The sequence below is a fragment of the Brevundimonas sp. TSRC1-1 genome (assembly GCF_049898245.1).
GTDB classification, from domain to species: Bacteria; Pseudomonadota; Alphaproteobacteria; order Caulobacterales; family Caulobacteraceae; genus Brevundimonas; species Brevundimonas mediterranea_A.
In genome coordinates this window covers 985842-1010638 of record NZ_JAFCXI010000001.1, presented here as the reverse complement: position 1 = coordinate 1010638, position 24797 = coordinate 985842, and the positions used below count along the sequence as shown (strand labels likewise).

At 68.4% G+C, this 24797-nt stretch carries 25 protein-coding genes; 8 read left to right on the top strand and 17 right to left on the bottom strand.

The features are described from left to right. Position 1 precedes the first annotated feature (1 nt). Complete coding sequence (locus tag ACP7CK_RS05040) at positions 2-904, top strand: carbamate kinase (RefSeq protein ID WP_426025307.1); 903 nt, start codon at positions 2-4, stop codon at positions 902-904. A 49-nt stretch (positions 905-953) separates the two neighbouring features. Here the strand turns inward: ACP7CK_RS05040 and ACP7CK_RS05035 are convergent, their stop codons facing one another. The 4 genes from ACP7CK_RS05035 to ACP7CK_RS05020 all read right to left on the bottom strand — a co-directional run bounded on the left by ACP7CK_RS05035 (position 954) and on the right by ACP7CK_RS05020 (position 5982). After that, a complete protein-coding gene (locus ACP7CK_RS05035) occupies positions 954-2156 on the bottom strand; it encodes an efflux RND transporter periplasmic adaptor subunit (protein ID WP_292147535.1) in 1203 nt (400 codons plus the stop codon). A gap of 2 nt (positions 2157-2158) precedes the next feature. After that, the gene (locus ACP7CK_RS05030; RefSeq protein WP_154726045.1) at positions 2159-4528 is read right to left on the bottom strand and encodes an ABC transporter permease; all 2370 of its coding nucleotides are present in this window, start codon (positions 4526-4528) and stop codon (positions 2159-2161) included. Beyond that, complete coding sequence (locus tag ACP7CK_RS05025) at positions 4525-5256, bottom strand: ABC transporter ATP-binding protein (protein ID WP_292147533.1); 732 nt, start codon at positions 5254-5256, stop codon at positions 4525-4527. Before ACP7CK_RS05025 ends, ACP7CK_RS05030 begins: the two co-directional genes overlap by 4 nt. A 105-nt stretch (positions 5257-5361) precedes the next feature. Further along, a complete protein-coding gene (locus ACP7CK_RS05020) occupies positions 5362-5982 on the bottom strand; it encodes an NAD(P)H-dependent oxidoreductase (protein WP_426025306.1) in 621 nt (206 codons plus the stop codon). A gap of 155 nt (positions 5983-6137) precedes the next feature. On the opposite strand from ACP7CK_RS05020, the gene ACP7CK_RS05015 reads away from it, so the two are divergent. The 5 genes from ACP7CK_RS05015 to ACP7CK_RS04995 all read left to right on the top strand — a co-directional run bounded on the left by ACP7CK_RS05015 (position 6138) and on the right by ACP7CK_RS04995 (position 10006). Then, positions 6138-6773 carry a helix-turn-helix domain-containing protein gene (locus ACP7CK_RS05015; RefSeq protein ID WP_426025305.1) on the top strand — a complete coding sequence of 212 codons (636 nt, stop codon included), beginning with the start codon at positions 6138-6140 and terminating at the stop codon, positions 6771-6773. A 45-nt stretch (positions 6774-6818) separates the two neighbouring features. Beyond that, positions 6819-8291: a PAS domain S-box protein gene (locus tag ACP7CK_RS05010; RefSeq protein ID WP_426025304.1), complete on the top strand. Its 1473-nt coding sequence runs from the start codon at positions 6819-6821 to the stop codon at positions 8289-8291. After that, positions 8284-8874, top strand: coding sequence for a response regulator FixJ (fixJ, locus tag ACP7CK_RS05005; protein WP_035306590.1), 591 nt, complete (start codon positions 8284-8286; stop codon positions 8872-8874). The genes ACP7CK_RS05010 and fixJ overlap by 8 nt, the downstream gene beginning before the upstream one ends. A 66-nt stretch (positions 8875-8940) precedes the next feature. Then, positions 8941-9309 carry a response regulator gene (locus tag ACP7CK_RS05000; protein WP_081836113.1) on the top strand — a complete coding sequence of 123 codons (369 nt, stop codon included), beginning with the start codon at positions 8941-8943 and terminating at the stop codon, positions 9307-9309. A 73-nt stretch (positions 9310-9382) separates the two neighbouring features. After that, positions 9383-10006 carry a sensor histidine kinase gene (locus ACP7CK_RS04995; protein WP_372704615.1) on the top strand — a complete coding sequence of 208 codons (624 nt, stop codon included), beginning with the start codon at positions 9383-9385 and terminating at the stop codon, positions 10004-10006. Between the two features lie 7 nt (positions 10007-10013). Here the strand turns inward: ACP7CK_RS04995 and ACP7CK_RS04990 are convergent, their stop codons facing one another. The 9 genes from ACP7CK_RS04990 to ACP7CK_RS04950 form a co-directional block, all read right to left on the bottom strand. Then, positions 10014-10481, bottom strand: coding sequence for a pyridoxamine 5'-phosphate oxidase family protein (locus tag ACP7CK_RS04990; RefSeq protein ID WP_372704616.1), 468 nt, complete (start codon positions 10479-10481; stop codon positions 10014-10016). Beyond that, positions 10478-10837, bottom strand: coding sequence for a c-type cytochrome (locus ACP7CK_RS04985; RefSeq protein WP_426025303.1), 360 nt, complete (start codon positions 10835-10837; stop codon positions 10478-10480). The genes ACP7CK_RS04990 and ACP7CK_RS04985 overlap by 4 nt, the downstream gene beginning before the upstream one ends. Positions 10838-10905: 68 nt before the next feature. Then, positions 10906-11193 (bottom strand): hypothetical protein, encoded by a 288-nt coding sequence (locus tag ACP7CK_RS04980; protein WP_035306595.1) that lies wholly within the window; start codon positions 11191-11193, stop codon positions 10906-10908. Beyond that, complete coding sequence (locus tag ACP7CK_RS04975) at positions 11183-11467, bottom strand: nitroreductase family protein (RefSeq protein WP_426025302.1); 285 nt, start codon at positions 11465-11467, stop codon at positions 11183-11185. The genes ACP7CK_RS04980 and ACP7CK_RS04975 overlap by 11 nt, the downstream gene beginning before the upstream one ends. Positions 11468-11490: 23 nt before the next feature. Further along, positions 11491-11952, bottom strand: a complete 462-nt coding sequence (locus tag ACP7CK_RS04970) for an Hsp20/alpha crystallin family protein (RefSeq protein WP_426025301.1) — start codon at positions 11950-11952, stop codon at positions 11491-11493. Between the two features lie 76 nt (positions 11953-12028). After that, entirely contained in the window at positions 12029-12508 is a 480-nt protein-coding gene (locus ACP7CK_RS04965) for a host attachment protein (protein WP_426025300.1), read from the bottom strand. 7 nt (positions 12509-12515) lie between these two features. Next, positions 12516-13016 carry a DUF2267 domain-containing protein gene (locus tag ACP7CK_RS04960; protein ID WP_292147524.1) on the bottom strand — a complete coding sequence of 167 codons (501 nt, stop codon included), beginning with the start codon at positions 13014-13016 and terminating at the stop codon, positions 12516-12518. 10 nt (positions 13017-13026) lie between these two features. Then, positions 13027-14595 (bottom strand): MBL fold metallo-hydrolase, encoded by a 1569-nt coding sequence (locus ACP7CK_RS04955; RefSeq protein ID WP_292147523.1) that lies wholly within the window; start codon positions 14593-14595, stop codon positions 13027-13029. Between the two features lie 24 nt (positions 14596-14619). Continuing rightward, positions 14620-15474, bottom strand: coding sequence for a universal stress protein (locus tag ACP7CK_RS04950; RefSeq protein WP_426025299.1), 855 nt, complete (start codon positions 15472-15474; stop codon positions 14620-14622). Positions 15475-15549: 75 nt separating this feature from the next. Here ACP7CK_RS04950 and ACP7CK_RS04945 point away from each other — a divergent pair, with 75 nt between their 5' ends. Next, positions 15550-16434 carry a universal stress protein gene (locus ACP7CK_RS04945; protein ID WP_426025298.1) on the top strand — a complete coding sequence of 295 codons (885 nt, stop codon included), beginning with the start codon at positions 15550-15552 and terminating at the stop codon, positions 16432-16434. Between the two features lie 14 nt (positions 16435-16448). Continuing rightward, positions 16449-18989, top strand: coding sequence for a cation-translocating P-type ATPase (locus ACP7CK_RS04940; RefSeq protein WP_426025297.1), 2541 nt, complete (start codon positions 16449-16451; stop codon positions 18987-18989). Here ACP7CK_RS04940 and ACP7CK_RS04935 read toward each other — a convergent pair. The 4 genes from ACP7CK_RS04935 to ACP7CK_RS04920 form a co-directional block, all read right to left on the bottom strand. Continuing rightward, positions 18979-19788, bottom strand: a complete 810-nt coding sequence (locus ACP7CK_RS04935) for a universal stress protein (protein WP_426025296.1) — start codon at positions 19786-19788, stop codon at positions 18979-18981. The genes ACP7CK_RS04940 and ACP7CK_RS04935 overlap by 11 nt on opposite strands. An 11-nt stretch (positions 19789-19799) precedes the next feature. Further along, positions 19800-19940: a hypothetical protein gene (locus ACP7CK_RS04930; RefSeq protein ID WP_426025295.1), complete on the bottom strand. Its 141-nt coding sequence runs from the start codon at positions 19938-19940 to the stop codon at positions 19800-19802. Between the two features lie 252 nt (positions 19941-20192). Next, positions 20193-21563, bottom strand: a complete 1371-nt coding sequence (locus tag ACP7CK_RS04925; RefSeq protein ID WP_426025294.1) for a fibronectin type III domain-containing protein — start codon at positions 21561-21563, stop codon at positions 20193-20195. Between the two features lie 11 nt (positions 21564-21574). Next, positions 21575-24724: a TonB-dependent receptor gene (locus ACP7CK_RS04920; protein ID WP_426025293.1), complete on the bottom strand. Its 3150-nt coding sequence runs from the start codon at positions 24722-24724 to the stop codon at positions 21575-21577. Positions 24725-24797: the final 73 nt, after the last annotated feature.

Here is a 24797-nt window from a genome sequence, read left to right as displayed (position 1 = left end):
CATGCGGCGCGTGATCGCCGTGGGCGGCAACGCCCTGTTGCGCCGGGGCGAGCCGCTGTCGGCCGAAAATCAACGGCGCACCATGGCGGCGGCCGCCCCGGGGCTGGGCCGGGCGTGCGACGGTCACGAGATCGCCCTGGTCCACGGCAACGGTCCCCAGATCGGCCTCCTGGCGCTGGAGGCGGAAGCCTATGAGGCGGCCCCTGGCTGGCCGCTCGACGTGCTGGGAGCGGAATCCCAGGGCATGGTCGGCTATGTCATCGCTCAGGCGCTGCGCAACGCCCTTCCCGCCCGCGAGGTCGCCGTGGTGCTGACCCAGACGCGGGTGGATTCCGCCGATTCCGCCTTTCTTCGGCCGACCAAGCCGATCGGCCCGGTCTATGCGTCGGACGTGGCCAAGGCGTTGGGCGCGGCGCGGGGCTGGACCTTCGCGCCCGACGGCTCCGGACTGCGACGCGTCGTCGCCTCGCCCACGCCGCTCGAGATCGTCGAGGCGGCGACCATCGCCCGGCTGGTGGGGACCGGCGTGATCACCGTCTGCGCCGGCGGCGGCGGCGTTCCGGTCGCCGACGCCCCGGACGGGTCCCGCCATGGCGTCGAGGCCGTGATCGACAAGGATCTGGCGGCGGCCCTGCTGGCCGCGCGGCTGGACGCCGACGAACTGCTGATCCTCACCGATGTCGACGCGGTCTACCTCGACTGGGGGCGGCCCCATGCGCGAGCGGTTCGGGACGCCCGGGCGGAAGACCTGCTGGGCCGCGACTTCGCCGAGGGCTCGATGGCGCCCAAGGTGCGCGCCGCGTGCGGCTTTGCGCTTCAGACCGGGCGGCCCGCCCTGATCGGGACGCTGGACGACATCGACGGCCTCCTGGCCGGCGCATCGGGCACCCGTATCCGACCCTGACATCGTTCGGAATGGCGTCGCTGTGCGGCCGACGAAGCTCGGCCGGACGTCACCCCGCGCGCCGGGCCTTCACCCGGACGCCGTCCCGCACCTGGTCCGAAGGAAAGACCACCAACGAATCGCCGTCGGCTGCGCCCTCCAGAATTTCCGCGTCCCGGTCCGTGATCGCCCCGACCTTGACCGGACGCAAACGCGCCCTGCCCTGCTCAATCCGGAACACGGCCCATCCTCCGCTGTCGCGCACCAGCGCACCGGCCGGGGCGATCACCGCCGACGGGGTTTCGTGCAGGAACACCCGTCCCCAGACGCGATAGCCGGGCGCGAGCCCCGCGCGGCCGGATTCAGGACCAGTGAAACGCAGCATGACCCGCGTCCGCTGCTCCTCGATCCCCAGAGCAGATATCTTTGTGAAGGCCTGCGGCTCGACCAGCCGCACCTCGGCGGGAAGGTCTGCGGCGCCGCCCCAGTCATAAATCTCGGCCCGGTCGCCCGGCCGGATCCTGACGGCGTCCTGGGACAGGAATTCGATCTGCGCTTCCAGCCCTGCGGTCGCCCCGACCTCCACCAGCGGCGTGCCGGCGGCGACGTCGCGCTCGCTCTGCTGCAGCAGGGCCGTCACCACGCCGGATGTCGGGGACGTGATGGGGATCAGGCCGGCGCCCGCTGCTTCGGGACCGGTCAAAACCGCCTGGGCCGCCGCCACATCCGCGCGCCGGGCGAGAACCGCCGCGTCACCCGCCCGAAGCGCCTCGCGCGCGGATGTGGCCGCCGCCTGGGCGTTCTCCAGACCCTGGCGTGAGACGACGCCCTGCGCCGCCAGCGGCTCCAGCCGCGCCTGCGCCCTCGCCGCCCGGTCAGCCTCGGCCCTGAACTGAAGGCGCTGCGCCTCGGCCTGGGCCAGCATCGCGCGCGCAGCTGAAATGGAGGCCTCGGCCTGGGCGCGCATGCGTGGATCGAGAAAGGCAGAACGCGCGGGGCGCAGGGTCGCCACGACCGTGCGCCCCGCGATCACGGCGTCGCCCACCTCAAGCGGCAGCCGGGTCAGATGACCACTGACCGGGGCCGACACGACATAGGCCTGACGTACACGCGCCCACCCCTGGTCCGAGACGGTTTCCGCGATCGGCCCGCGATGCACGGCGGCAGCCTCCACCGTGACCGGACGGGGCGCGAACAGGACCGCCAGAATCGCCGCGGCCGCGAGCGCCAGCCCCCCCATGACGATCCAGCGTGTGTTGCGTTTTGCGGCCATGATTACTCCCGGGTCTTGAGGGCGGCGACAAGGTCAAGGCGCCAGATACGCTGACCGACGAGAACGGCGGCGGCCAGGACGGCGGCGAAATAGACGCAGACGGCGACGCCGTAGCCGTGCGCGGTGATGATCATCGGAAGTTGCATCTCCTGCTCCGCAAAGGCCGCGACGAGCGTCCTGGCGAGCGCCACGCCGCCAATGACGCCGAGAGGCATGGCCACGAGGGCCAACAGGAAGAGCTCACCCAGCAGGATGTAGGCGCATTCCGACTGGTCGAGGCCGAGAACCCGCAGGGTGGCCAGATCACGGCTGCGATCGGCGAGCGCGATCCGGGCGACATTATAGGCGACTCCGAAAGCGATGGCGGCGGCGAAGCCCGCGAAGAAGGTCATCTCGTCGTTCAGGATGCGCATGAAATTGGTCCGATACGCCTCGACCGTATCCGCGCGTGACGCGGCGCCCACGATCGCGGGCGCGCCCACGACGGAGCGGTAGAATTCGGCGCGACGGTCGCTCGCGACCTGGAGGGTCACCAGATTGACCAGGTCTCCCTCGCCCATGATCTGGCCGAGCGCCCGGCGGTCCATATAGGTGGAGAAGCCCGCGTAGTCCCGCGTGGTCCCCGTAACCGGCAGCACCACCCGGGGACGCCGGCCCTCGCTGACCTCGAGTTCCACCAGGTCGCCCGGCTTGACGCCCATACGTCCCGCCAGCGATTCCGAAAGGATCAAGCCCCGCCCCTTGAAGGGCACGCGGTGATCATCCGCGTCGATGGGCAGGGAGAGCACCGCGTCCGGCTCAAGGCCGGCGACGTACCCCTGTTCCTCGCGACCGTGGGCGCGGATGCGCGCGGCGGCGTAGCGCTCGCCTTCGGCCGCGACCACGCCCGGCAGCCGTCGAACCTCCGCCACCGCGACCACGCCTCGGTTCTCGGCGAAGGCCACGGCGTCCGTCCAGTGGCGCGCCCGGAAATAGGCCTGGTCGATCACCTCGTTGAGGCTGCCGAACATGAATTGCGAACCGACCAGCAGAGCCAGGCTCACCGCCAGGCCCAGCAGCGTCGATACGGCCCGGGTCGGAAAACGCTCGAGATTGCGGACGATCATCCGGCTGGACTGGTCCAGCCGCTCCCATAACGGAATCCGTTCAAGGAAACCTTTGCGATAGGCCGCCGGGGCCGGCGGGCGCATGGCCACCGCCGGTTCGAGGCGGGCGGCGCGCCTGGCGGCGAACAGCGATCCGCCCAGGGCGGCCGCGACGGAGAAGACCGAGGCCACAAGAAAGGCCTGCCAGGAAAACTGCAGGTCGAGGCGCGGAAAGCGCATGTACTGCGCCAGAAGCTCGGTGATGACCCGGCCCATCCAGGCGCCCAGAAGTCCGCCCCCGATCGCTCCGACCACGCCGATCAGCGCAGCCATCTTCAGATAGACGGCCGCCGCGTCGATATCGCCGTAACCGAAGGCTTTCAGCAGGCCGATCTGTTCGCGCTCGCTCTGCACCAGACGCCCCAGAACCATCTGCACCAAAGCCGCCGCCACCAGCAGAAACACCGGCGGAATGACCCAGGCGACGATGCCGAACCGGTCGATGCGATCCTGCTGGAACCGGTTCGAGACCTGGTCGGCGCGCCCCACCGCCGGAACCCCTCCATAGGGAGAGAGAATGCGGTCGACCGCCGCCAGAACGGCCGCCTCGCGCGCGCCCGCCGCAAGCTTGAGCGAGACCATGGCGAAGGCTCCGCCCAGGCCCGTCACCTTCTCGACCGTGGTCCTCGGCGCCCAGAACACGCCCTGGTGCGCTTCGTCCGGCATCATGGAGGCAGGACCGGGCACATAGACGAACTCCGGCGACAGGGCGGCGCCGACCACCTTGAAGGCGACCTGACGACCGTCGATGACCATGGTCACCCGTTCGCCCATCTGAATGTGCGCGGCGTCGAGAAAGGTCTTGAGCGCCAGGGCCTCGTCGGTCCGCCCGGGCTCGGGATACCGGCCCTGGATCAGGACCAGCTTGTTCAGCGCCTGCCGCGGATCGTCCGGGAGAGAGATCAATTGGGCCGTGGCCGGACGCGTCAGCCCCGGAATCTGCATCAGGCCGTAGTTCACCGCGCGGGCGTCCACCGCGACGACGCCGTCGATGGTCGCCAGTTCCCGGGCGGCGGCCAGAGGCGCGCGCTTGACGCGGGCGAAGACGTCGGCAAACCGGGTCGTCTCATAGTAGCGGCCCTGGGCGACGACCAGGGCCTCCTGGGCCGAGAAACTCATGACGGCGACCGAAACCCCGCATGTGATCAGCAGGGCGATGGCGAGCACCTGCAGCCGCATGCGCCAGAGGTCGCGCAGGAGCTTGCGATCCAGCGACGAAGGTTTCACCAGCGCATCTCCCGCGGCGCGATCTTGCGGCTGTTCCGGATCGTCTCGGCGATCTGTCCATCCCGGAACTTGACGACCCGGTCGGCCATGTCCGCGATGGCGGCGTTGTGCGACACGATCAGGGTGGTGGCTCCCACGGCGGCGGTCACTTCCGCGATGGCTTCCAGGACCTGGATCCCGCTCTCGCTGTCGAGCGAACCGGTCGGCTCGTCGCAAAACAGCAGCTGCGGCCGTTTTGCGATGGCGCGGGCCACCGCCACGCGTTGCTGCTGCCCCCCGGACAGCTGCGCCGGGAAATGATCCATCCGATCCGCCAGCCCCACCCGCTCCAGCGCCTCTTCCGGCGACATCGGGTCGGTCGCGATTTCGGTGATCAGGGCCACATTCTCCCGGGCCGTCAGGCTCGGCACGAGGTTGAAGAACTGAAATATGAAACCCACGGACGCCCGTCGGTAGCGGGTCAACGCCGCGTCGGACGCGCCCGTCAGCTCGAAGGTCCTGAATTTCGCCGAGCCCGCCGTCGCACGATCCAGACCCCCGAGGATGTTGAGCAGGGTCGATTTTCCCGAACCCGATGGACCGATCAGCACCAGGGTCTCGCCTTCGCGGATCTGGAAATCGACGCCGCGCAGCGCATGCACGGCCCCGGCCTCGGTCTCATAGACCTTGGTCAGCCCCTGGATGTCGAAGGCGATCGCGACGTCAGAGGCTGCTAGGGGCGAGGACATGAAGCTTGAGACCAGGCGGACCCTGTCCGGGCATGTTCGAACGATGCCACTGCGAGTGAAGGCGCGACTTGATGGAGGTCAACAGGGCCCCAGGGTGCGCAGAACCTAGGCGGTCGGTGTGTGGCTGGCCGTCAGTCGGCGGGCGCGGCGGTCGACCTCGGCGCAACATTCCTTGAACCGTATTGGAGCCAGTCCTGGCCCGATGGCGCCGAAGTTGTGACGACCCTCGATCTTCAGGCCAGTCATGAGCGAGAGATGCTCGTCGAATTGCTTCTGCATGGCGGCCCAGGCGCCGCTACGCTCCACCCAGTCCTGAGGCGCGCCGGAAGAGGTGAAGCTGACGAGCCTGCGCCCGACCAGCAGAGGTTGATTGCCGCCGCGCTGGATCGGCGAATAGCCGAAGCCCATCCCGAAGACGCGATCCACATAGCCCTTCAGCATAGCCGGCGGCGCATTGAACCAGAGCGGATAGAACAGGGCGAAAACATTAGCGTCGCCGATCGCCTGGCGCTCGCGCACGACATCCGCCCGAGGCGCGTAACCGGGATGGTCCGGCATCTCCCGCGCGCGCAGTCGCGGATCGAAGCCCAGACGATAGAGGTCGCGCACCTCCACGACCGCCCCGTCGGCGCGGCACGCGTCCGCAAAGGCGGTCGCCATCGCCAATGTGAAGCTGCGGCGGCGAGGATGGGCGGCGATGACGGCGATGTGGAGGGACTGGGTCATGATCCAACCATGCCCCACCGACGGGCGGCGGCCTTGATCTCGCTCAAGGCGGGGCGTTTCGATCGCCTCCGTACCGACCCTTAGGGGCCGCTCCTGAATGTCGCGCAGATTGGCGGCTCTCTACTCAGATCGGGTCAGACAGGGAGAACCAGACGATGAGCGCCGCTGAAAGCTTCGCCTCCGCCCGTTCGATCGGCCACGACGCCTGGATCGGCGCGGCTCGGATGAGTTTCGCCGAGGGCAAGGAGATTTACGCCCAGGACGAAGACGCCGACCTGATCTACCGCGTGATCCGCGGCGCGGTGCGGACCTCCCACCTGCTGGCAGATGGACGCCGCCAGATCGGCGACTTCTACTACGAAGGCGAAGTGTTCGGCCTGGAGTTGTCGTCGGCGCACCGGTTCTCGGCGGAAGCCCTCACGTCTTGTGAAATCGCCATGATCCGTCGAACCTCCCCGGCGTCCGGCCGTGACGTCCAGATCGACCGGCTGATGTGGGCGGCGGCGGGGTCGGAGCTGGCTCGGGCGCAGTCTCACATGCTGCTGCTTGGCCGGACCACTGCCGCAGAGAAGGTGGCCCGCTTCCTTCTGGACGTCCAGGCGCGGTGCTCGGGCGACGCGTCGATCCTGCCGATGAGCCGGCAGGACATGGCCGACTACCTCGGCCTGACGATCGAAACCGTCTCACGGATGCTGAGCCGGTTCCAATCGGATGGCTTGATCCGCTTCACCGGCGCGCGTCGCTTCAACGTAGTTCGGCCGACCAGCCTCGCCGCCAGCGCCGCATTCTGAACCGCCGCATTCCGAGACGTGCTATACTCTCCCAAAACCTGGAGCATGGGAGAGGCGTTGGAAATCCGGCCGTCCATTCTGCACTGTACGCCCGACCGCTGGGGCTATGCGGTTGCAGTCTTTGGCGCCCTGATCGCCCTGCTTCTGCGTCTATTGGCTGATCCGGCCTTCAATGACCGTAGCTTCCTGCTGCTCTATGTCCCTGTGATGCTCGCGGCGGCGGCCCTGGGCGGACGGGGCCCGGCGCTGTGGGCTGCGGGCCTGTGCCTGATCGGGAACGCCCTGGTCCTGGACGAGGCGTTCTGGCTTGGCCCCGCCAACCGGATCGAGACCTTGGTCTTCCTCGTCATGGCGCCGGCGATCGCTGTGGTCGGGGAGCGACTGCGGCGAGGCGCCCGCGAGGCCGAGAGCCGGCAGGCGCACCTGCAATCCATTCTCGAGACGGTGCCGGAGGCCATGATCGTCATCGACGAGGCCGGGATCATGCAGTCGTTCAGCCCGACGGCCGTGCGACTGTTCGGCTGGAGCGCCGAGGAAGCGATCGGCCGGAATGTCTGTCTTCTTATGCCTGAACCCTACCGTTCCGAGCACGATGACTATCTCGGCCGATACCAGACGACGGGAGAACGGCGTATCATCGGCATCGGCCGCATCGTCGTTGGTCAGCGCAAGGACGGCTCGACCTTCCCGATGGAATTGGCGGTCGGCGAGGCGCGGATCGGGACTGGCCGCTTCTTCACCGGCTTCGTCCGGGACCTGACCGAACGGCGGGCGCAGGAGCGGCGGCTTCAGGAGTTGCAGTCCGAACTGGTCCATGTCTCCCGGCTCACCGCGATGGGTGAAATGGCCGCCGCCCTCGCCCACGAGTTGAACCAGCCCCTGTCCGCCATCGCCTCCTACACCATGGGTTCGGCGACCCTGCTCGCCTCGCCGCAGCCGGATCTGGACAAGGTGCGGAACGCCCTGTCCGCCGCCGGAGATCAGGCCTTGCGGGCCGGCGACATCATCAAGCGCCTGCGGGAGTTCGTCGCCAAGGGCGAGACCGAGCATGTTCTGGCGGACCCCGTGAAACTCATGGAGGAGGCGAGCGCCCTCGCCCTCGTGGGCGCCAAGGACCAGGGGATGCGGGTCGATCTCGCCTTTGACCGGAACACCGGCCCCGTCATCGTCGACAAGGTGCAGGTCCAGCAGGTCGCCCTAAACCTGATCCGCAACGCGATCGACGCCATGGGGGATGCGCCGAAAAGAGCGCTCCATATCGCCGTGGCGGAGGACGACGGCGATATGGTCCGCTTCACCGTCTCCGACACAGGGCCGGGCGTTCCGGAGACTGTTCTTGAACGGCTGTTTCAGCCCTTTGTGACGACCAAGCCGGACGGCATGGGAATCGGCCTGTCGATCTGCCGGGGGATCATCGTGGCGCACGGCGGCCGCATCTGGGCCGAGAATCCGCCGGAAGGCGGAGCCCGATTCATCTTCACCTTGCCGACAGCGGACCAGGAGACCGCAGATGAGTGACCGAATCCATGTCATCGACGATGATGACGGCGTTCGCCAGGGGCTGGCCTTTCTTCTTGAGGCCCACGGGCTCGACGCGCAGTTTCATGCATCAGCGACCGCCTTCCTGGCCGATGTCGAGGACCGGGGCGCCTGCATCGTGACGGACATCCGCATGCCGGAAATGACGGGTCTCGAACTCGTGAAACGGCTCCGCGACGAGGGCGATCAGACGCCCGTGGTGGTGATCACCGGACACGGCGACGTACCCTTGGCGGTCCAGGCGATGAAGGCCGGCGTGCACGACTTCCTGGAGAAGCCCTTCAGCGACGCACACCTGGTCGACGCCGTCAGGTCGGCCCTCGCCGAGCGGCCGCAGCCGGACGCCGCCCGGCGCGAGGCCGAGGCCCGGCTGTCTTCGCTGTCGCCCCGCGAACGGGACGTCCTGGCCGGAGTCGTGGAGGGCAAGCTGAACAAGGTGATCGCCTTCGAACTGGACATCAGCCCGCGGACCGTCGAGATTTATCGCGCCAATTTGATGAGCAAGACCGGCGCGCACAACATGGCGGAGCTGATGCGGATCGCCCTGGCCGCCGGCCTCTGACTTGCGCCAGATCAATGCGGTTGGACGCCAGACGCGTTAACCAAAGGCTTCACTTTGAAGCCGTCCATGTCTCTATCTCCACCACCGGTCGTTCTGCTCGTTGAAGACGACCCCGCTGTCCGCGCCGCGCTCGCCTTCGCCCTCGAAACCAGGAATTTCACCGTCGTCCTGGCCGTCAACGCCGCCCATGCGCTGGCTCAGGATGTCGAATCCGCCGCCGCCCTGATCCTTGACCAGAATCTTCCCGATGTTCAGGGGCTCGAGCTTCTGTCCTTGCTCCGTCAGCAAGGGGTAGCGGGGCCTGCCGCCCTGATCACGACTCACCCGCCCACGGACCTGGAGAACCGCGCGCGGGCCGCAGGCGTCCCGATCTTCGACAAGACCCGGCTTCATGATGGTCTGTTCGCCTGGCTCGCCGACGTGGTCCGGCCCTAGTCCGGCGGATTTCAGGGCGCGCCTCGTCCGCGCATGACCTGGATCAAAAGCCGACCTGCCGGCGAAGGGTAGCTTGGCCGACAACCACAAGGAGATCGCCATGCCGCTGCAAAGTCAGGACGCGCGCGACGCTGTTCGCGCGGCTCATCACCAGATCGGGAACAGCCTGCAGTCTGTCGTCAGCCTCCTGCGCCTCGAAGGGCGTTCGGCGCGGCCGGAAGCCGCCGGCGTCCTCCTGGAAGCAAGTCGCCGGGTCCAGACCGTCGTGCGTCTACACCAGCGCCTGCAGGACAACGGCGGGACCGTCCGCCTCGACGATCTGCTCGGCGACGTCTGCAGGGACGTGGCGGAACTCGACGCGTTGGATCGGGACGCCGAGATCCGCATCGACGTCCACCCCTCCACGATGGACGCCCAGCGCGCCTCGGCTCTCGCGGCGGTGACCGCCGAATTGGTCGGCAACGCCCTGGAGCATGGCCTGGCGCGACGCTCCGGCCGGGTTTCCGTCCTGCTGGCTCCCGCCGGAGAAAGCCTGATGCTGACCGTGACGGACGACGGAGAAGGCGCGGCCGACGGTCGGCTGCCGGAAGGGTTCGGCCTGTCGCTGGTGCGCAGCCTGTGTCGTCAGTTGGAAGGCCAGTTCGCCTATGAGACAAGCGGTTCCGGAACGTGGGTCCGACTGGTCCTCCCTGTGTGAAGCCTGGCTAAACAGTATCCAGCCGGAAACGACGGGGCGCGCTGCGGCCGTCGCTCACCGTCACGAGACTCAGGCTTTCCGGCGAGAAACGGAAAAGCGCCACGGCGTTGGAGGCGGCGCCGAAGGCATGCTGATCGCGTCTGCGCTTCGCAACCAGGTCGTTGACGTGCGCGACGAGCTCGGGGTCGAGAACCTCTGCGGCGCGCCCGGTCATGGCGACGCCCAGGGCGTCCGAAGAGTCGGCGCCGGACCGCACCACCGCCGCCGTCCGATCGTCCGCCGCCAGACGCTCGGTCCGAAGACTGTCGCGCGCAGAGACGAAATAGAGGGTCAGGCCTTCGTTCACATAGCCGACCGTCGCCGCCCAGGGGTAGCCGTCGGCGCCGTTGACCGCGACCGTCGCCAGCCTCTGGCTGTCAAGGAGGCGGACCGCGAGGCGAACCACCTCGGGCGGCGCGGGATGACGCTCGGTCACGGCGTGCGCTCCTCCGCCTGGAGCGATTCCAGATAGGCGATCAGGTCGTCGATCTCGCGCGCCCGGAACACATAGTCCGGCATCGGCGGATGGTCGGCGATCGCACCGTCGACGAAGCGGTTCTCAAGCTCCGACAGGGACCGTCGTCGCACGATGTCGCGAAAGGGCGGGGCCGTCTCCATCGGACTGGTTCCGGTCCGCGCCACGGCGTGGCAACTGGCGCAGGTCCGCCGCGCCACCCAGCCGCCCCGATCAGCCGCGTCCCGCTGGACCGTCCGCTCGACCGTCGGCTCCTGAGCGGCAGCCGCCGCTGCGAGATTGATCAACACCAGGGCGACAAGATGAACGCGGATCATGGGCTGTTTCTCCAATTGTCAGCTTGGCTCTTGTCCGAGGCGGCGCCGTGTTCAGGGGCGAGCGCGCCTCAGGCGTCCGGACGTCGGCTGCGCCAGGCGGCCCACCCAGCAAGGGCGGCGAAGGCGGTCAGACCAGCGAAAATCGCGCCGCTCGTCACCGGCCGCGCGCGCGCCTGATCGCCCAGATGCTCCGCGCCCGCCTCGACCTCGCGTCTCAGGCGCCGCATTTCCCTGCGCCCCGCCTTTCGCCAGCGCTTGGCGGACTTCCGCAAGGCCGCCGTTCGCTCATCAACCGCATCATGCAGACGGGCGGCGGCATCGTGGGGATTATGGGTTTCAGACCGTTCATGGGACATGGAAAACTCCTTTCATCGGGGGGATCATGGTCGTTTGGCCGACGATGACCTTGACCGATATCAAGATGCTCTGAAGCCCCCTCCATAGGCTCGCAGAATACCGGGCGAGCCGTTCGCGCCCCTCGATGACGAAGAAGCGCCAGGGCTGCTGGTTCATGCCGCTGGGCGCCCAGGCGGCGTCCTCGACCACCCCCTGGATGAGATCGCGACCGAGAGGGACGTCGCGGTAAAGACGGACCGCCCGGCGGCCTCGAATGGCGTCACGCGCGTCCATGACGCCCTCCCGGTCGCGACGGCCTAATGCGACGCCTGGATGGCGACGGTCCGTGTCGTCGCCTGGCCGTCCTTGGGCGCGGAAATCTTCAGCACGCCGTCCTTCATCACCGCAGTGATCTTGTCGGCGTCGACGCTGCGCGGCAGGACGATCGAGCGCGAGAAGGCGCCGTAGCTGCGCTCGGACAGGCGATAGTCCTTCTCCTCGACGGTCTTCTCCGCCTTCTTCTCGCCGCTGACGGTGAGCACCTCGTCCTCGACGGCGACCTTGACCTCCGCCTGGGTCAGGCCTGGAAGCTCGATGCTCAGCTCGAGGCCGTCCTTGGTCTCCGTGACGTCCATGCGCGGCGAGACGGCGAGGTCGGAGCCGATGTTCCAGCCGGCGAAGCGGTCGAACAGTCGGTCGAATTCCCGCTGGATCGGCCCCAGGGGACCAGGAACGGCCGACCTGGCGGGAACGGAAGGCGATGTCGGGTGGGAGGCCATGAGAAAATCTCCTTGAATGGCTTGAACGCCACGACAATTCCCGATGCGCCGCCGACGCGTCTTGATAAGCGTCAAATCAGCTCGAATATCCCGTCAGCGGCCCCAGCAGCCGCCCCCGGCCGAGACGCTCGAACCAGGTGTCGAGCGCATGGTCCGGTTCCCGGGTCAGGTCCTTGCCGATCGTGCGCGCCACAAGCGCGACGCGGCCGTCGCGGAACCGGCGTCGCAGCGGCCCGATCAGTTGCGGAGGCGCAGCCAAGACCACGCCCTGAAGCCCGCGCCGTCGCACCAGTTCCACAGCGCGGCTCGCGACGGCGGCGACGAAGGCCTCCTTGGCGGGGCGCAAATAATCCTCCCGTCCGACGGCGTGCCGCAGCCGTCCCACGCTGTTGAAGGTTCGGGCCGGCGGGCTGGCGCGGAGTTCGCGGCGCAGACGACGGAGCGAGGCCGCATTGTCGATGGCCTCCAGGGTGACGAAGGCGCCGGTCTCGACGTCCCGTTCCACGAACCGGGCGCGCCCGCCGTCGGCCAGCACGAAGAGCAGTCCCTTGCGCATGACGACCTCACCTCCCCCCGGCTTCGACCGGCCATAGCGTGCGTAGCGCACCCGGCGAATGTCGAATGATCTTGTCGACCTCGCCCGGATCGAGCCGCTCGGCGGCGACCGCGAACACGGCCTGCGCGGCCGCAGTCGTCTCGCGCGGAAACCCGGGCGGCAGCCGGCCTTCGACGTCGTCGAGGAAGGTCTTGAGATCCCGCGGGCCGCCGGCCTCCTCAGGACGCCAGCCTTCCAGGACGAAACCTCGCATCAGCATCGGCAGCTGCGCCGACAGGCCAAGAACCAGCGCCAGCGGCAGCCGGTCGCGCAACCCCTGCAGCACGGCGCGCGTGGCCCCGTAGGCCTCGACCCGACTGCACGGCGGCAACCGCGTCTCGACGGCGCGCAGCCATTCATTCGTCTCCTGGACCGTCGTGTCGAAGACGGGAAGCCCGGTGCTCATGACGTCCTCCTCCTTTCGTCGCAGCATCGACGCCTGCCGGACGGCCGCCTTGATTTCGGTCAAGCGCCGTCGGTCACAGCAGACGACCAAGCCGTTGCAACAGCGCCGTCCGCGCGCCGTCGTCCGGCTGCGCCTGCAAAACCTCGTTCAGGCGCACCAGGAAGTCGGCCCGATCGTTGTGCCAATCGAGCCGCGCCGCCTGTCCCGGCGCCAGGCGCGGCCGCCCCCCGACGAGGCGCTCGGCCGAGGTCTTCGTCAGGACGAAGGCGTCGTCCATGGCCGGGACGGCCGTTCTCCATCCTCCGTCGGCCAGCCTTGCGCGCAGGGCCTCCAGCGCTACGGGTTCGCCGTGGTCGAGCAGGACGCTTCCTCCCACCTGTCCGCGCGCCTTCAGCCAGTTCACGAGATCCGTCGCGTCGGCGTGGCCGGAATAGGCGTCAAGGGTGCGAATCCGCGCCCCGACCCGGATGTCCTCGCCCTGGATGCGGAGGATCGGCCGGCCCTCCAGCAGCAGGCGGCCAAGCGTTCCCGCCGCCTGGAAGCCGGTGATCAGCACCGTCGTCTCCCGTCGCCACAGCAGCCGCTTCAGATGGCGACGGATCCGGCCGGCGTCGCACATTCCGCTGCCGGCCAGGATCACGTGCCAGCCCCGTATGCGCTCCAGGCCGTCGCTCTCCTGCGGCCGCTGCAGATGATGCAGGCGCGTCGCATGACGCAACGCCTCGAACGGATTGGAGCCGGCGTCCGGATTCCAGCCCCGCCGCAGGAAGACGTCGGTCGCCTCAATGGCCAGCGGCGAGTCCAGGTAGATTTCCCCGGCGAGCGCGGGGTCGGCGTCCATGACGGCGAGGAGGTCGAGGATCAGCTCCTGCGCCCGTCCGACCGCGAAGGTCGGCATCAGCAGCGGCCCCCCGGCCGCCTTGGCCGCCCGCAATTCCTCGGCCAGCCCTGCGCGGCGTCCCTCCAGGTCGAGATCCTCGCGGTCGCGGTCGCCATAGGTGCTCTCCAGGATCACATGGTCCACGTCGCGGGGGCCGTCGGGTGCGGGCAGGAAGGGCTGGCGCCCCGAGCCCAGGTCGCCTGAGAACAGCAGGCGGACGGTCTCCCCGCCTGCCGCGATCGCCAGTTCGATCGACGCCGCGCCGAGCAGATGCCCGGCCGGCCACCAGGTCGCCTCCATGCCCGGCCCCGCCGCGAACCGTTCGCCGAACTTCACCGTCTGGAACAGGCGCAGCGCGGGATCCACGTCGACGGTCGAATAGATCGGCTCGACCGGCTTTTCGCCGCGACGCAGCTTGCGTCGGTTCAGATGCTCGACCTCGCCTTCCTGAATCTCGGCGGAGTCGGCCAGCATCACCTCGCACAGATCGCGCGTCGCGCGGGTGGCGTAGATCGGCCCGCGATAGCCGGCCCGAACCAGCTTGGGCAGCAGGCCGGAATGGTCGATGTGTGCATGGGTCAGAAAGACGCCGTCGATCGAAGCCGGGTCAAAGGGAAAGGCTTCGTAGTTCAACGTCTTCAGCGTCTTCGGCCCCTGGAACATGCCACAATCCACCAAGAACCGGCCATGGTCGGTGTCCAGCCGCATGCAGGAGCCGGTCACGCATTCCGCCGCGCCGTGGAAAGTCAGGGTGAGGCTCACGCGCAGAATCTATCCATCACGTCGTCAGTGCGCCAGGACCAGGCTCGGCCCGTCCGCGTCCTTCAGGAAGGCCCGCGTGGCGCCGCCGAACATAGTCTCGCGCAGCCGCGAATGGCCGTAGGCGCCCGCGACCAGCAGGCCCGAACGGCGCGAGCGCGCGGCGCCGACCAGGGCCGGCCCCTCCTCACCCTCCACCAGAACCGCGACCCCTTCGCCGACGCCATGGGCCTTCAGATAGGCGTTGAGCCGATCGACATCCGGGTCAGCTGTGGACCTGTCGAGGCCGGACACGCACTGCAGGATATGGATCCCCGACGCCATGGCCAGAAGCGGCAGGGCGGCGCGGACGGCCCGCCCCGCCTGCGGGCTGCCGTCCCAGGCGATGGCGGCCGGGCCGTCCAGCCTGGCTGGATCGCCACGGCCGACCAGGACCGGCGCGCGCAGGTCGAGCAGGATTTGTGCGAGTGCGTCGCGCCCCGCGCCGGCCGCATAGGCCTGTCCCATGACGACCAGGTCGCACAGGGCCAGAATGCGCGTCAGCGCCAGGGCCGGCCGCAGCCCGCGCTCCAGCACCGCCATCCGGGGGGCGCCGTCGCCGGCGCCGAAGACCACGTCATGGTCGGCTGCGGCACGGGCGGCCGTCGCCTCGATGCGGCGCTGCAGTTCGAGCTGCGCCCGGGCCAATTCGTCGATCGCCTCCTGCGACAGGGTGGAGCCGAGGGTCAATCCCAGCGTCACCATGTCCACGGCCATGTCCGGATAGACCGGCAGAACCTCCACACTCCCCTCGTGCTGGGCAGCCAAGGCCGCCGCGAAGGCCAAGGTCTCGCCGTCGCCAGCGCGCCCGTCCGTGATCGCCACCAAGCGCTTCAGGCTCATGTTCCGCTTCTCCCTGATGACTGACACCCTGGGCGCGCCCTCCGGCCTCCACCTTGATCAATGTCAATCGGCCGCTTGACCCTGATCAAGGCCCCCGCCCCGCAAGGCGTCATCCTCCTGTCCAAGGAGAACGCCATGACCTACGCCAGCCTGATCGTCGCCGTGGAGTCCGGAGAGGCGGGCGACGCCGCCGTCCGCCAGGCCGTTGAACTTGCCGCGCGGTTCTCGGCCACTCTGACTGGCGTGTGCACCGTGGCCGTTCCGCCGCTGATCGGCGACGACCCCTTCACCGGCGGCGCCGCGCTCACGGTCTTGCTCAGCGACTACGAGGCGACCGCCGAGGCGGAGCTCCTGACGGCCGAAAGACGGTTTCGCGCCTTGACCGAGGGTCTCGCCGTCGATTGGCGCGGCCGGATCGGATGGCCCGCCTACGTTCTGATCGAGCACGCCCGCCTCGCGGACCTGATCGTCATGCCGGGCCGCATCCCCAGGCCGCCCTATGGCCGGTCGAATCCCGTCGATATCGTCATGAGCGCCGGACGCCCGGTCCTGATCGTCCCTTCCAGTGCGGGTCCGGCGCTCGGCCGGCCGGCCCTGGTGGCCTGGAAGGACACGCGAGAGTCCCGGCGGGCGGTCGCCGGCGCCGTTCCCCTGCTCAAGCAGGCGTCGGCCGTTTGTCTGGCCCAGGTCTGCGCCGGGGAGGATCGCGGCGACGCCCAGGCCGCGCTCGTCGAGGTCGCGACCTTTCTCGCGCGTCACGGGATCGAGGTCGATATCGAGATCCTGTCCACCGAAGACGCTGCGGCAGGGAACCGGTTGCTGGACCACGCCAGGGAGACAGGTTGCGGCCTTCTGGTCGCCGGCGCCTACGGTCATTCCCGTTTGAGGGAGTGGGTTCTCGGAGGCGTGACCCGATCGCTTCTGGATCGGAGCGACCTGTGCCTGCTCCTCGCGCACTAGGCTCGCCCGGACGCATGCCGCCAGACTTCGCCGACGCCTGGGATGTCGTGGCGTCCCCGCGAGACAGGCGCGGCCTCGAGGAGGCCGAAGCGCGCCGCCGTCTCGAGAGCGGCGGGCCGAACAGCCTTCAGCAACCTGAAAACCGAACGATACGGGCCAGCGTCTACGACGCGGCGCGCGAGCCGATGCTGCTTCTCGTGGCCGCGGCGGCGCTTCTCTATCTGGTGATCGGCGATCAGGGCGAGGGCCTCTTCCTGATCGGCGGCGTGTTGGTGACCCTCGCCCTTGTGGTCGTGCAGGACCTTCGCGGCGAGCGCGCCCTGGCGGCGCTGCGGACCCTCGCCCAGCCGTCCGCGCGCGTCATCCGGGACGGTCGCGAACGCCGCATTCCGACCCAGGAACTCGTGCCCGGCGACCTCGTCCTCGTCGGAGAGGGTGAAAGACTCCCGGCAGATTGCCGCCTCCTCGGGGGCGACATGCTGGGCGTGGACGAATCCGCCCTGACGGGGGAATCCGCCACAGTGCTGAAGACGCCCGGCGGCGCGGGCGACGATGCGCGCCTGTTCGCGGGAACCCTGATCGTGCGAGGGCACGCGGTCGCCGAAGTGATCCTGACCGGACCTCGCACGGCGCTGGGGCGGATCGGCGGCGCCTTGGCCGAGATGGACGACGAGCCCACGCCCCTGCAACGGTCGTCCGGGCGGCTCGTGCGTCTTCTGGGCCTGGCCGCCCTGGTCTTCTGCGCCCTGATCACTGCGGCCTACGGCCTGACGCGCGGCGACTGGATGGAAGCGATCCTGGCGGGGATGACCTTCGCCATCGCGCTGATCCCCGAGGAATTCCCGATGATCCTCACCGTCTTCATGGCCCTCGGCGCCTGGAGGCTGGCGCGTCACAATGTCCTCGTGCGCCGCGCCGCCGCCGTTGAGGCGCTCGGCGGCGTCACCCTGCTGTGCGTCGACAAGACCGGAACCCTGACCGAGAACCGCATGGAGCTGGTCCGGCTGACGGTCGACGGCGTCGACCATGCGATCGCCGACGGCCTGCCCGCCTCCGGCGCCGCCGTGCTGAGAACCGCCGCCCTGGCCTCGGCGCGCCGGTCGATCGACCCCATGGATCGGGCGGTGCTGCGCCTCAGCGCGGCGCCGGAGTCCGATCCGGTCAGGAGTTGGCCGCTGCGTCCGGAGAAGCCTGTGGTCGTGCAGCTCTGGTCCCGACCGGAGGGCGCGTTCGCGGCCGCCAAGGGCGCGCCGGAAGCCGTGTTCCGGCTGTGCCGCCTGACCCCGGACCAGGCCGCCGCGCAGCTTCGCGCGGTGGACCGCCTCGCCGGCGAGGGCCTGCGCGTGCTCGCCGTCGCCGCCTGCCGGACCTCGGAGTCTTTTCCTGACGATCCCTGGGAGGCCGTCTTCATCTACGAAGGCCTGCTGGGCTTTGTCGATCCGCTGCGCCCCGACGCGGCTGCAGCGCTGCGGGACGCGCGCGAAGCCGGGATCGCCGTCGCCATGATCACCGGCGACCATCCGGCCACGGCTCTGGCCATCGCCCGCGAGGCCGGTCTGGACGAGACCGCCGGCGTCATGACCGGCCAGGACGTCGCCGCCTTGTCGCAGGAGGCCCTTCCGAGCCGCGTCAGGGACGTTCGCATCTTCGCCCGGGTCACGCCCGACCAGAAGCTGCGGCTGGTCCAGGCCTTCAAGGCGGTGGGCGGCGTGGTCGCCATGACCGGAGACGGCGTCAACGACGCCCCCGCTCTGGAGGCGGCCCATATCGGCATCGCCATGGGACAGCGGGGCACGGATGTCGCGCGCGAGGCGGCGGACATCGTCCTGCTGGACGACCGGTTCGCCTCCATCATCGGCGGAGTGCGGCTCGGACGCCGCATCTTCGCGAACCTGCAAAGGGCCCTGACCTATGTCACGGCCATCCACCTCCCCATCGCCGGCCTCGCGCTCGCGCCGGTCCTTCTGGGCCTGCCGCCGCTGCTGTTTCCCCTCCATGTCGTTCTGCTCGAGCTTGCGGTCGATCCGATCTGCGCCCTGGTGTTCGAGGCGGAACCCTCCGAGCCGAACGCCATGCGCCGTCCCCCCCGTCCGGCGGGATCGCCGCTGTTCGGACCGAGGCAGGTGATCGCCGCCCTGGCCCAGGGCGCGGGCGTCCTCGTCCTGGTCCTCGGCCTGTATGTCTGGGGTCTGTCCTGGGCGACCGAGGCCGAGGCGCGGGGCGCCGCCTTCCTGGCCCTGATCGGGGGCAATCTGATGCTCGGCCTGGTCGATTCCGCCGCCTCTGCGCGCATCTTCGCGCGCCAGAGACGCGCCTACTGGGTCATCGTCCTGCTCATGTCGGGGGCGATGAGCCTCATCTTCGCCGTGCCGCCCCTCGCCCGGATGTTCGCCCTCCAGCCGCCCGGCCCTGCGCTTCTGGCCGCCGCAGTCGCGGTCGCAGTCCTGGGCGGCGGGTGGGCCGTGCTGGCCCGTCTGGCCGGCGACTTCACGGGGAAGGACCGGAGTCCTGGTCACAGGGCGGCCGTCCCGGAGACGGCGCCGCTCAGTGGATGAGCAGGCAGGCGCGTCCGGTCTGCTGCAACAGCGCGTGGGTGACGCCGCCCAGGACGACTTCCCTCAGTCGGCCGCGACTATAGGCGCCCGCTACGATAAGATCGCTGTCGTCGTCTTCGGCGATCTGCAGCAAGCCTTCCGCCGCATCGGCGTCCGCTATGTCTGTATTCTGCCAGCCCTCCGCCGGCAATCCGTGCCCCTTGAGGAAGTCGACGGCGTCCGCCAGTTGGGGTGCGGTCGTCCCCTCCCCCAGCGCCGCCACCAGGATACGGTCGGCGCGCGACATCAGCGGCAGTCCGGCGGATAGAGCGAGGCGCGCTTCGCGCGAGCGCTTGTAGCCGATCAGGACCCGTCTGAACCGCAGGGTCTCGGCGGACCTCGGCACGGCCAGCACCGGTCGGCCTGCCTGAAGGACCAGACGGCTCAGATCCGCCTGACCCAGATCGGTGTCCAGCGCACGGTGCTGACGCGTCACGATCAGGTCGCAACGCGCCGCCTGGTCGAGCAGGTAGGCCGTCACATCGAGAACCCCGGCGCTGCGGAAGTCGAGCGCGAACCCGTCGGCCGCCTCGCACAGGGCCTGTTGGAGCGACTCGATCAGGTCGTACATCTCACGCTCTCGCGCCTGCGCCTGTGCGAGGGGAAAGGCTGCGGCGACGAAGGGATCGGGCAGCCGCCCAGGGGCGGCGGCGACGAGATCGCGCACCTGGTAGTCCCGGGCGAACTGCAGAAGCGGCGGCGCGAAGCGCAGCGGCGCGTCGCCGTCATCAAGGTGGAACATAACGCTGCGCAGGGTCATAGCCGTACTCCTCAAGCCAGGCTCGACGCGCCGGTCTGGCGCGCAAGGAAGGCGTCGATGGCGTCGCCCTCGAAGCGGCCAAAGTTGCGGGTGAGCTCGATGTGAACACTTTCTTCAAACGCGTGAATCACGTCCTCGGTGCTGAGCGTCATGGCCGTCTCCTAGTGATCGCTGGGCAGATCAGCAGATATCCGGGAGGCGGCCTTGACCAATATCAAGACTCTGCGGCTCTGACGGCGCTCGTCGGACGCCTCGACTGCGGAGGATATCCGACGACGCGCCGCCTATGTGGCCGGCGCCGCCAAACGCATGCAGGCGGTCCGGACCATAAGTTGGCCAGCCCGTCACCCTGACTCGGGCCGGAAAACGCCAGCCTCCGGCGCTTCAGAAAAAAAAAGGGCGGATCAGTCCCCCCGCTCTTCCCCCTCCAGCGTTTCCACCCTGGCGATCCCGTCCTCGCCCTTCGTCAGGCGGAAGGCGTCCAGTTCGCGGCCTGTCGCGGTGAAGGCGCGATAGACCACCGCGTCTTGCGACACATTCAGCGTCTGGAAGGTCTGGGTCCGCGCGGCCGTCCGGTCGGCCCAGGTCAGATCCGCCATCGGATACATCTTCGGCCCGGCGACCGAGACCACATAGGTCGAGCCCTGGTCCGACCTGTGGCCAGGGCCGGCGTTGGTCATGGCCCCCTCGCCTATGGCGCCGCGCGCATAGCCGTGGTCGTGGGCCTGAAGCACCAGGTCCACTCCGTACTTGTCGATCAGCGGCTTCAGCGCATCGCGGACGCGGCTGTTGTCCCGGTCGGGGTCGATCGAGAACAGCGGGAAGTGCAGGAACAGCACTGTCCAGCGGTTCGGATTGTCGGCCAGGACCTGATCCAGCCATCGCACCATTTCGGCCCGCATGGCCTCGTCGCCATGGAACAGCGGGGCGTCGATCGAGATCAGGCGCAGACCCTGATAATCGACGGTCCAGGCGGTTTCCTTCAGACGTTCGGCGCCCGCCGGCCCGGTCTCCGGCAGGGTGAACTGCCGGCGCCATTGGGAGTTCAGGATCGGGCCGCGGCCGTATTCGTGATTGCCCGGCGTCGGCATCTGCGGCGTCTGGGCGTACAGGAATCCGCCCGAGGCGAACCATTCGCCCCACTCGTTGTCGCTGTCGTGCCGGTTGATCAGGTCGCCGGCGTGGATGACGAAGGCCGCGTCACCGGCCTTGCGGAACCCCATCCTCAGGGTGCGGGACGCCTCGCTGAGGATATTGTTCTGCATGTCCCCAAAATACAGGAAGGTGAAGGGCTCGGGCGTCGCGGCCGCCGTCTTGAACTGCAGCCACTCGGACCAGGCCCCGCCCGAACCGACCCGGTAGACATAGACGGTCGCCGGCTTCAGCCCCTTCATTACGGCCGAATGATAGGCGGCGCGGAAGTCCGCCGCCTCGCGCACCGCCAGGACCGCGTCGTCGGTGGTCGCGGCCACGCGAACGGCGGAGGCGATGAAGTCCGGCCCGTCCTGGGCCTCGGCGAACTCCACCTGCCCGTCCAGGCCCGGCGCGGTGCGCCAGGTGACGGCCATCTGATGCGCCGGATCGGCGGTCAGGTTCAGAATGATCCGCTCCGGCTGGACCGTCGCCGGCGCTATCGGGCGTTCGGACGCCTGGACCGGCGCTGGTTCGGGGCGATCCGGACGCTGCGTCTGGGCCAGTGCCTGGGCCTGGGCGCCGGTGGAGACGCCCAGGGCCGCGACAGCGGCCCCGAGCATGAGGGTGCGAACAAACATCATTTTCGTCACCCTCAGAAGACGTAGGTCAGGCCGAGCGAGATCGACCGCCCGTTCTTGATATAGGCCCGGCTGGAGGCCGTGCTCGAACCGGCCGTGTACCAGTAGGTGTGGTTGTCGAAGAGGTTCTGCACCTGCAGCGAGGCGGTGGCGCCGCCCCATAGCTTGCGCCGCACGTTCAGGTCCACGAACTCATAGTCCTGTTCGTAGGGATTATTGCCGAAGTCCTGAATTCCCTCCAGGAATTCCGACTGGTAGCTGTAGGCGGCATAGGCTTCCCATCCGCTGTACTGCCAGAACAACTGTACATTGGCGATGGCCTCGGGCGTCTCCATCAGCGGCAGGGTGTAGCCCGCCGGGTGCCAGGAAATCCCGGTCTCGGCTTCCGAATGCTGCAGCGTCAGGTTCACGCTTGCGCCCAGGCCCGACAGGGCCCCCGGCAACCAGTAGAAGATCTGCTGGGCGCTCATCTCGACGCCGTAAACCTCGGCCCATTTGCCGTTGTTGGGCATGGAGATGGTGACGCCGTCCGGCCCGATGTTCGCCCCCGCCGTGCCGTCGCGGATGTTGCTGGAGGCCGAGCGGAACAGGAAGTTCTCGATATCCTTGTAGAACAGGCCCAGCGAATAGGCGCCGGTGTCGCCGTTGTAGCGCTCGATCGACAGATCGTAGTTGATCGCCTTCATCGGCTTCAGATCCGGGTTGCCCTGTTCGATGCCGATCAGCACCCAATCCGAGGTGGGGTTCTCCTCGCCGTCGCCGTCCGGATCGATGTCGTAGCTGTATTCCCGGGCCGAGGTCATGCGCGCGATGTCGGGACGGGCGAAGCTGGTCCAGATCGCCGCCCGCACCTTGGTGTTGCGATTCAGCGCATAGTTCAGGTGGATCGACGGCAGGACATTGACGAAGTCGCTCTTGTCCGTGGTGAATCGCTCACCCTGCACCTCGTCCAGCACATAGGCCGAGATGTCGTTGCGGGTGCTCTCGACCCGCAGGCCGCCGATGATCTGGGCGTCGCCGAAGCGGGCCGTGGCCATCAGATAGCCGGCGAGAATGTCTTCCTTGAACTCGAAACTGTCTTCTCCGCTGAGCTTGGCGCTGGAGGGATCGGTGGCGAAGCCTTCGAAGAAGCTGCTGTCGCCGTTCATCGCCCGCTGAAGCTCGGCCAACATGGCCTGATTGTCGATGATCACGCCCAGACGATAGAGGCCCGTATATTCGCCGTCGAACAGGTCGGTGACCTCCTTGCCGTAGAAGGCCGAGAAGTCCGCCAGGGTCCCCTCCGCGTCCAGATCAAGGAACTCGCCGCTATAGGTCGCGCGTTTGGAGGAATAGAATTTCGCGCCGCCCTTTACCGAGTCCAGCCAGGGCGAAACGGGCCGCCATTCGGCGTTGAACTGGCCCTGCCACAGATCCTCCTGCGCCCCGCCGACCTCACCGGACAGGCCCGCATACTTGTATTGCGCCGGGTCCTGCACCGCCGCCATGCCGGCGTCGTTCAGCACCCATTTGGGGAAGCGGCTGTCGCCGAAGTTGACGATATCGACGCCTTTGTTGCCCAGCCAGCCGTATTTGTCGCTACGGAACTCCATGTCGTAGCTGTCGTCGATATTGTCCTCGGACTTGGCGTAGGACAGATCGTAGTCGAGCTTGAAGTCGCCGTAACGGCTGACGCCGCCCAGGTTCAGCGACATCAGCGAACCGGTTTCGCGCGAGCCTTCCCAGAAGCGACGCAGGCGGAAGCCCTGCGGATCCCAGGTCCCCGAGGCGCCGTTCAGCGTGTAGTAGGACCTGGTCGATCGGTCCGCATCGGTGATGACGCCGTCGCCGTCTCGGTCCACGATCTGGGCGGTGGTGTAGGAATAGATATTGCCCTTGGCGCCTGAACCTATGATGGCGTCATCCGGGCTGGCCAGACCGGTGGCGGTCTTGTCCACCTGGGTCAGTCGCGTGGAGTTCTTCGACGTGTCATTGCGGAAGTTCAGCCGGTTGTCGAACTCGTCCTGGGTATATTCATTGAACTGACCGCGAAAGTGGAAGTCGTGGTGATCGCCGCGGTAGTCGAGGCTGGCGTTCAGCCCCTTGCGCTCGACCTCGGTCTCGCCGAACGCCAGGTCCATGCCGCGCAGCACGAAGGTATCGGTGTCCCAACCCAGGCTTTCGCTGTCTTCGTACCAGACGGGAGGCTGGTTATCGCCATCGACGCCGTTCTGTTCGAACTGGGACTTGCGCCGTGACCAGCTGGCGGTGACGAACACGCCCCAGTGGTCGTTGAACTGGCGGCCGAAGGAGCCGGAAACTTCGCCCGAGGTCTTGTCGTCGAACTTGTCCAGCAGACCGGCCGAGGCCGACAGGACGCCGTAGGTCGGCTTGTGGTCGAAGGCGGTAGGGGTGCGGATGTCGATGGAGCCGCCCAGGGCGTCGCCGTCGCGGTCCGGCGTCAGGCTCTTGACCACCGTGATGGAGTCGATGCCTTCCGGCGGCAGAAAGCTGAGCCGCACGCCGCGATAGAAGCTGTCGTCCGGGGAACCGGTGCCGCCGATGCGGACGCCGTTCATGGTGTAGTTGTTCAGCTCGGTCGACAGGCCGCGGATCGTGATCCGGTCGCCCTCGCCCGTGGTGTGGTTGCGCACGGCGTTGACGCCCGGCAGGCGCGACAGGGACTCGGCCACATTGTTGGCCGGCAGGTCGCCCATGTCGTCGGCGCTGATGACGTCGGAGATGAAGTCGGCGTCGCGCTTGGCGTCCAGCGAGCGCCGCATACCGGCGGCGTAGCCGACCACCAGGACCTCCTCCAGCACCGTCGCATCCGGGGTGGGCATGGACGCCTCGGCCGTCTGGCGCACCAGGGTCAGAACGCCGCGAACCTCGCGCGCCTCGACGCCGGAGCCCGCGATCATCCGGCGAAGCGCCTCACGGGGAGTCATGGAGCCGGAAACGGCCTGAGCCCGCAGACCCCGCGTCAGTTCAGGGTCGAAGACGATCTGCAGGCCGGTCTGACGTGACAGGGTCTGGATCGCACGTCCCAGATCCTGCGCCGGGATGTTGATGGCGGCGCGCGCCTCGGCGCTGCTGGCGGCCTGCCAGGCCTGGGCCGGAGCGGCGGCGGATGTCAGGACGGCGACGGCGGCCGCCGCAAGGAGGCCGGTCTTGTAAATACGCATGTGATAGATCCCCCGCGGCCGAACCTGGCCGCTATTGGGGAAGACGACGAACATCGCGGTCCTGACACCCGTC

Coding starts and splice junctions, on each gene's coding strand:
- ACP7CK_RS05040 (WP_426025307.1), top strand. CDS start 2: ATGCGGCGCGTGATCGCCGTGGGCGGCAACGCCCTGTTGCGCCGGGGC.
- ACP7CK_RS05035 (WP_292147535.1), bottom strand. CDS start 2,156: ATGGCCGCAAAACGCAACACACGCTGGATCGTCATGGGGGGGCTGGCG.
- ACP7CK_RS05025 (WP_292147533.1), bottom strand. CDS start 5,256: ATGTCCTCGCCCCTAGCAGCCTCTGACGTCGCGATCGCCTTCGACATC.
- ACP7CK_RS05020 (WP_426025306.1), bottom strand. CDS start 5,982: ATGACCCAGTCCCTCCACATCGCCGTCATCGCCGCCCATCCTCGCCGC.
- ACP7CK_RS05015 (WP_426025305.1), top strand. CDS start 6,138: ATGAGCGCCGCTGAAAGCTTCGCCTCCGCCCGTTCGATCGGCCACGAC.
- ACP7CK_RS05010 (WP_426025304.1), top strand. CDS start 6,819: ATGGGAGAGGCGTTGGAAATCCGGCCGTCCATTCTGCACTGTACGCCC.
- fixJ (WP_035306590.1), top strand. CDS start 8,284: ATGAGTGACCGAATCCATGTCATCGACGATGATGACGGCGTTCGCCAG.
- ACP7CK_RS05000 (WP_081836113.1), top strand. CDS start 8,941: ATGTCTCTATCTCCACCACCGGTCGTTCTGCTCGTTGAAGACGACCCC.
- ACP7CK_RS04985 (WP_426025303.1), bottom strand. CDS start 10,837: ATGATCCGCGTTCATCTTGTCGCCCTGGTGTTGATCAATCTCGCAGCG.
- ACP7CK_RS04980 (WP_035306595.1), bottom strand. CDS start 11,193: ATGTCCCATGAACGGTCTGAAACCCATAATCCCCACGATGCCGCCGCC.
- ACP7CK_RS04975 (WP_426025302.1), bottom strand. CDS start 11,467: ATGGACGCGCGTGACGCCATTCGAGGCCGCCGGGCGGTCCGTCTTTAC.
- ACP7CK_RS04970 (WP_426025301.1), bottom strand. CDS start 11,952: ATGGCCTCCCACCCGACATCGCCTTCCGTTCCCGCCAGGTCGGCCGTT.
- ACP7CK_RS04965 (WP_426025300.1), bottom strand. CDS start 12,508: ATGCGCAAGGGACTGCTCTTCGTGCTGGCCGACGGCGGGCGCGCCCGG.
- ACP7CK_RS04950 (WP_426025299.1), bottom strand. CDS start 15,474: ATGAGCCTGAAGCGCTTGGTGGCGATCACGGACGGGCGCGCTGGCGAC.
- ACP7CK_RS04940 (WP_426025297.1), top strand. CDS start 16,449: ATGCCGCCAGACTTCGCCGACGCCTGGGATGTCGTGGCGTCCCCGCGA.
- ACP7CK_RS04935 (WP_426025296.1), bottom strand. CDS start 19,788: ATGACCCTGCGCAGCGTTATGTTCCACCTTGATGACGGCGACGCGCCG.
- ACP7CK_RS04930 (WP_426025295.1), bottom strand. CDS start 19,940: ATGACGCTCAGCACCGAGGACGTGATTCACGCGTTTGAAGAAAGTGTT.
- ACP7CK_RS04925 (WP_426025294.1), bottom strand. CDS start 21,563: ATGATGTTTGTTCGCACCCTCATGCTCGGGGCCGCTGTCGCGGCCCTG.
- ACP7CK_RS04920 (WP_426025293.1), bottom strand. CDS start 24,724: ATGCGTATTTACAAGACCGGCCTCCTTGCGGCGGCCGCCGTCGCCGTC.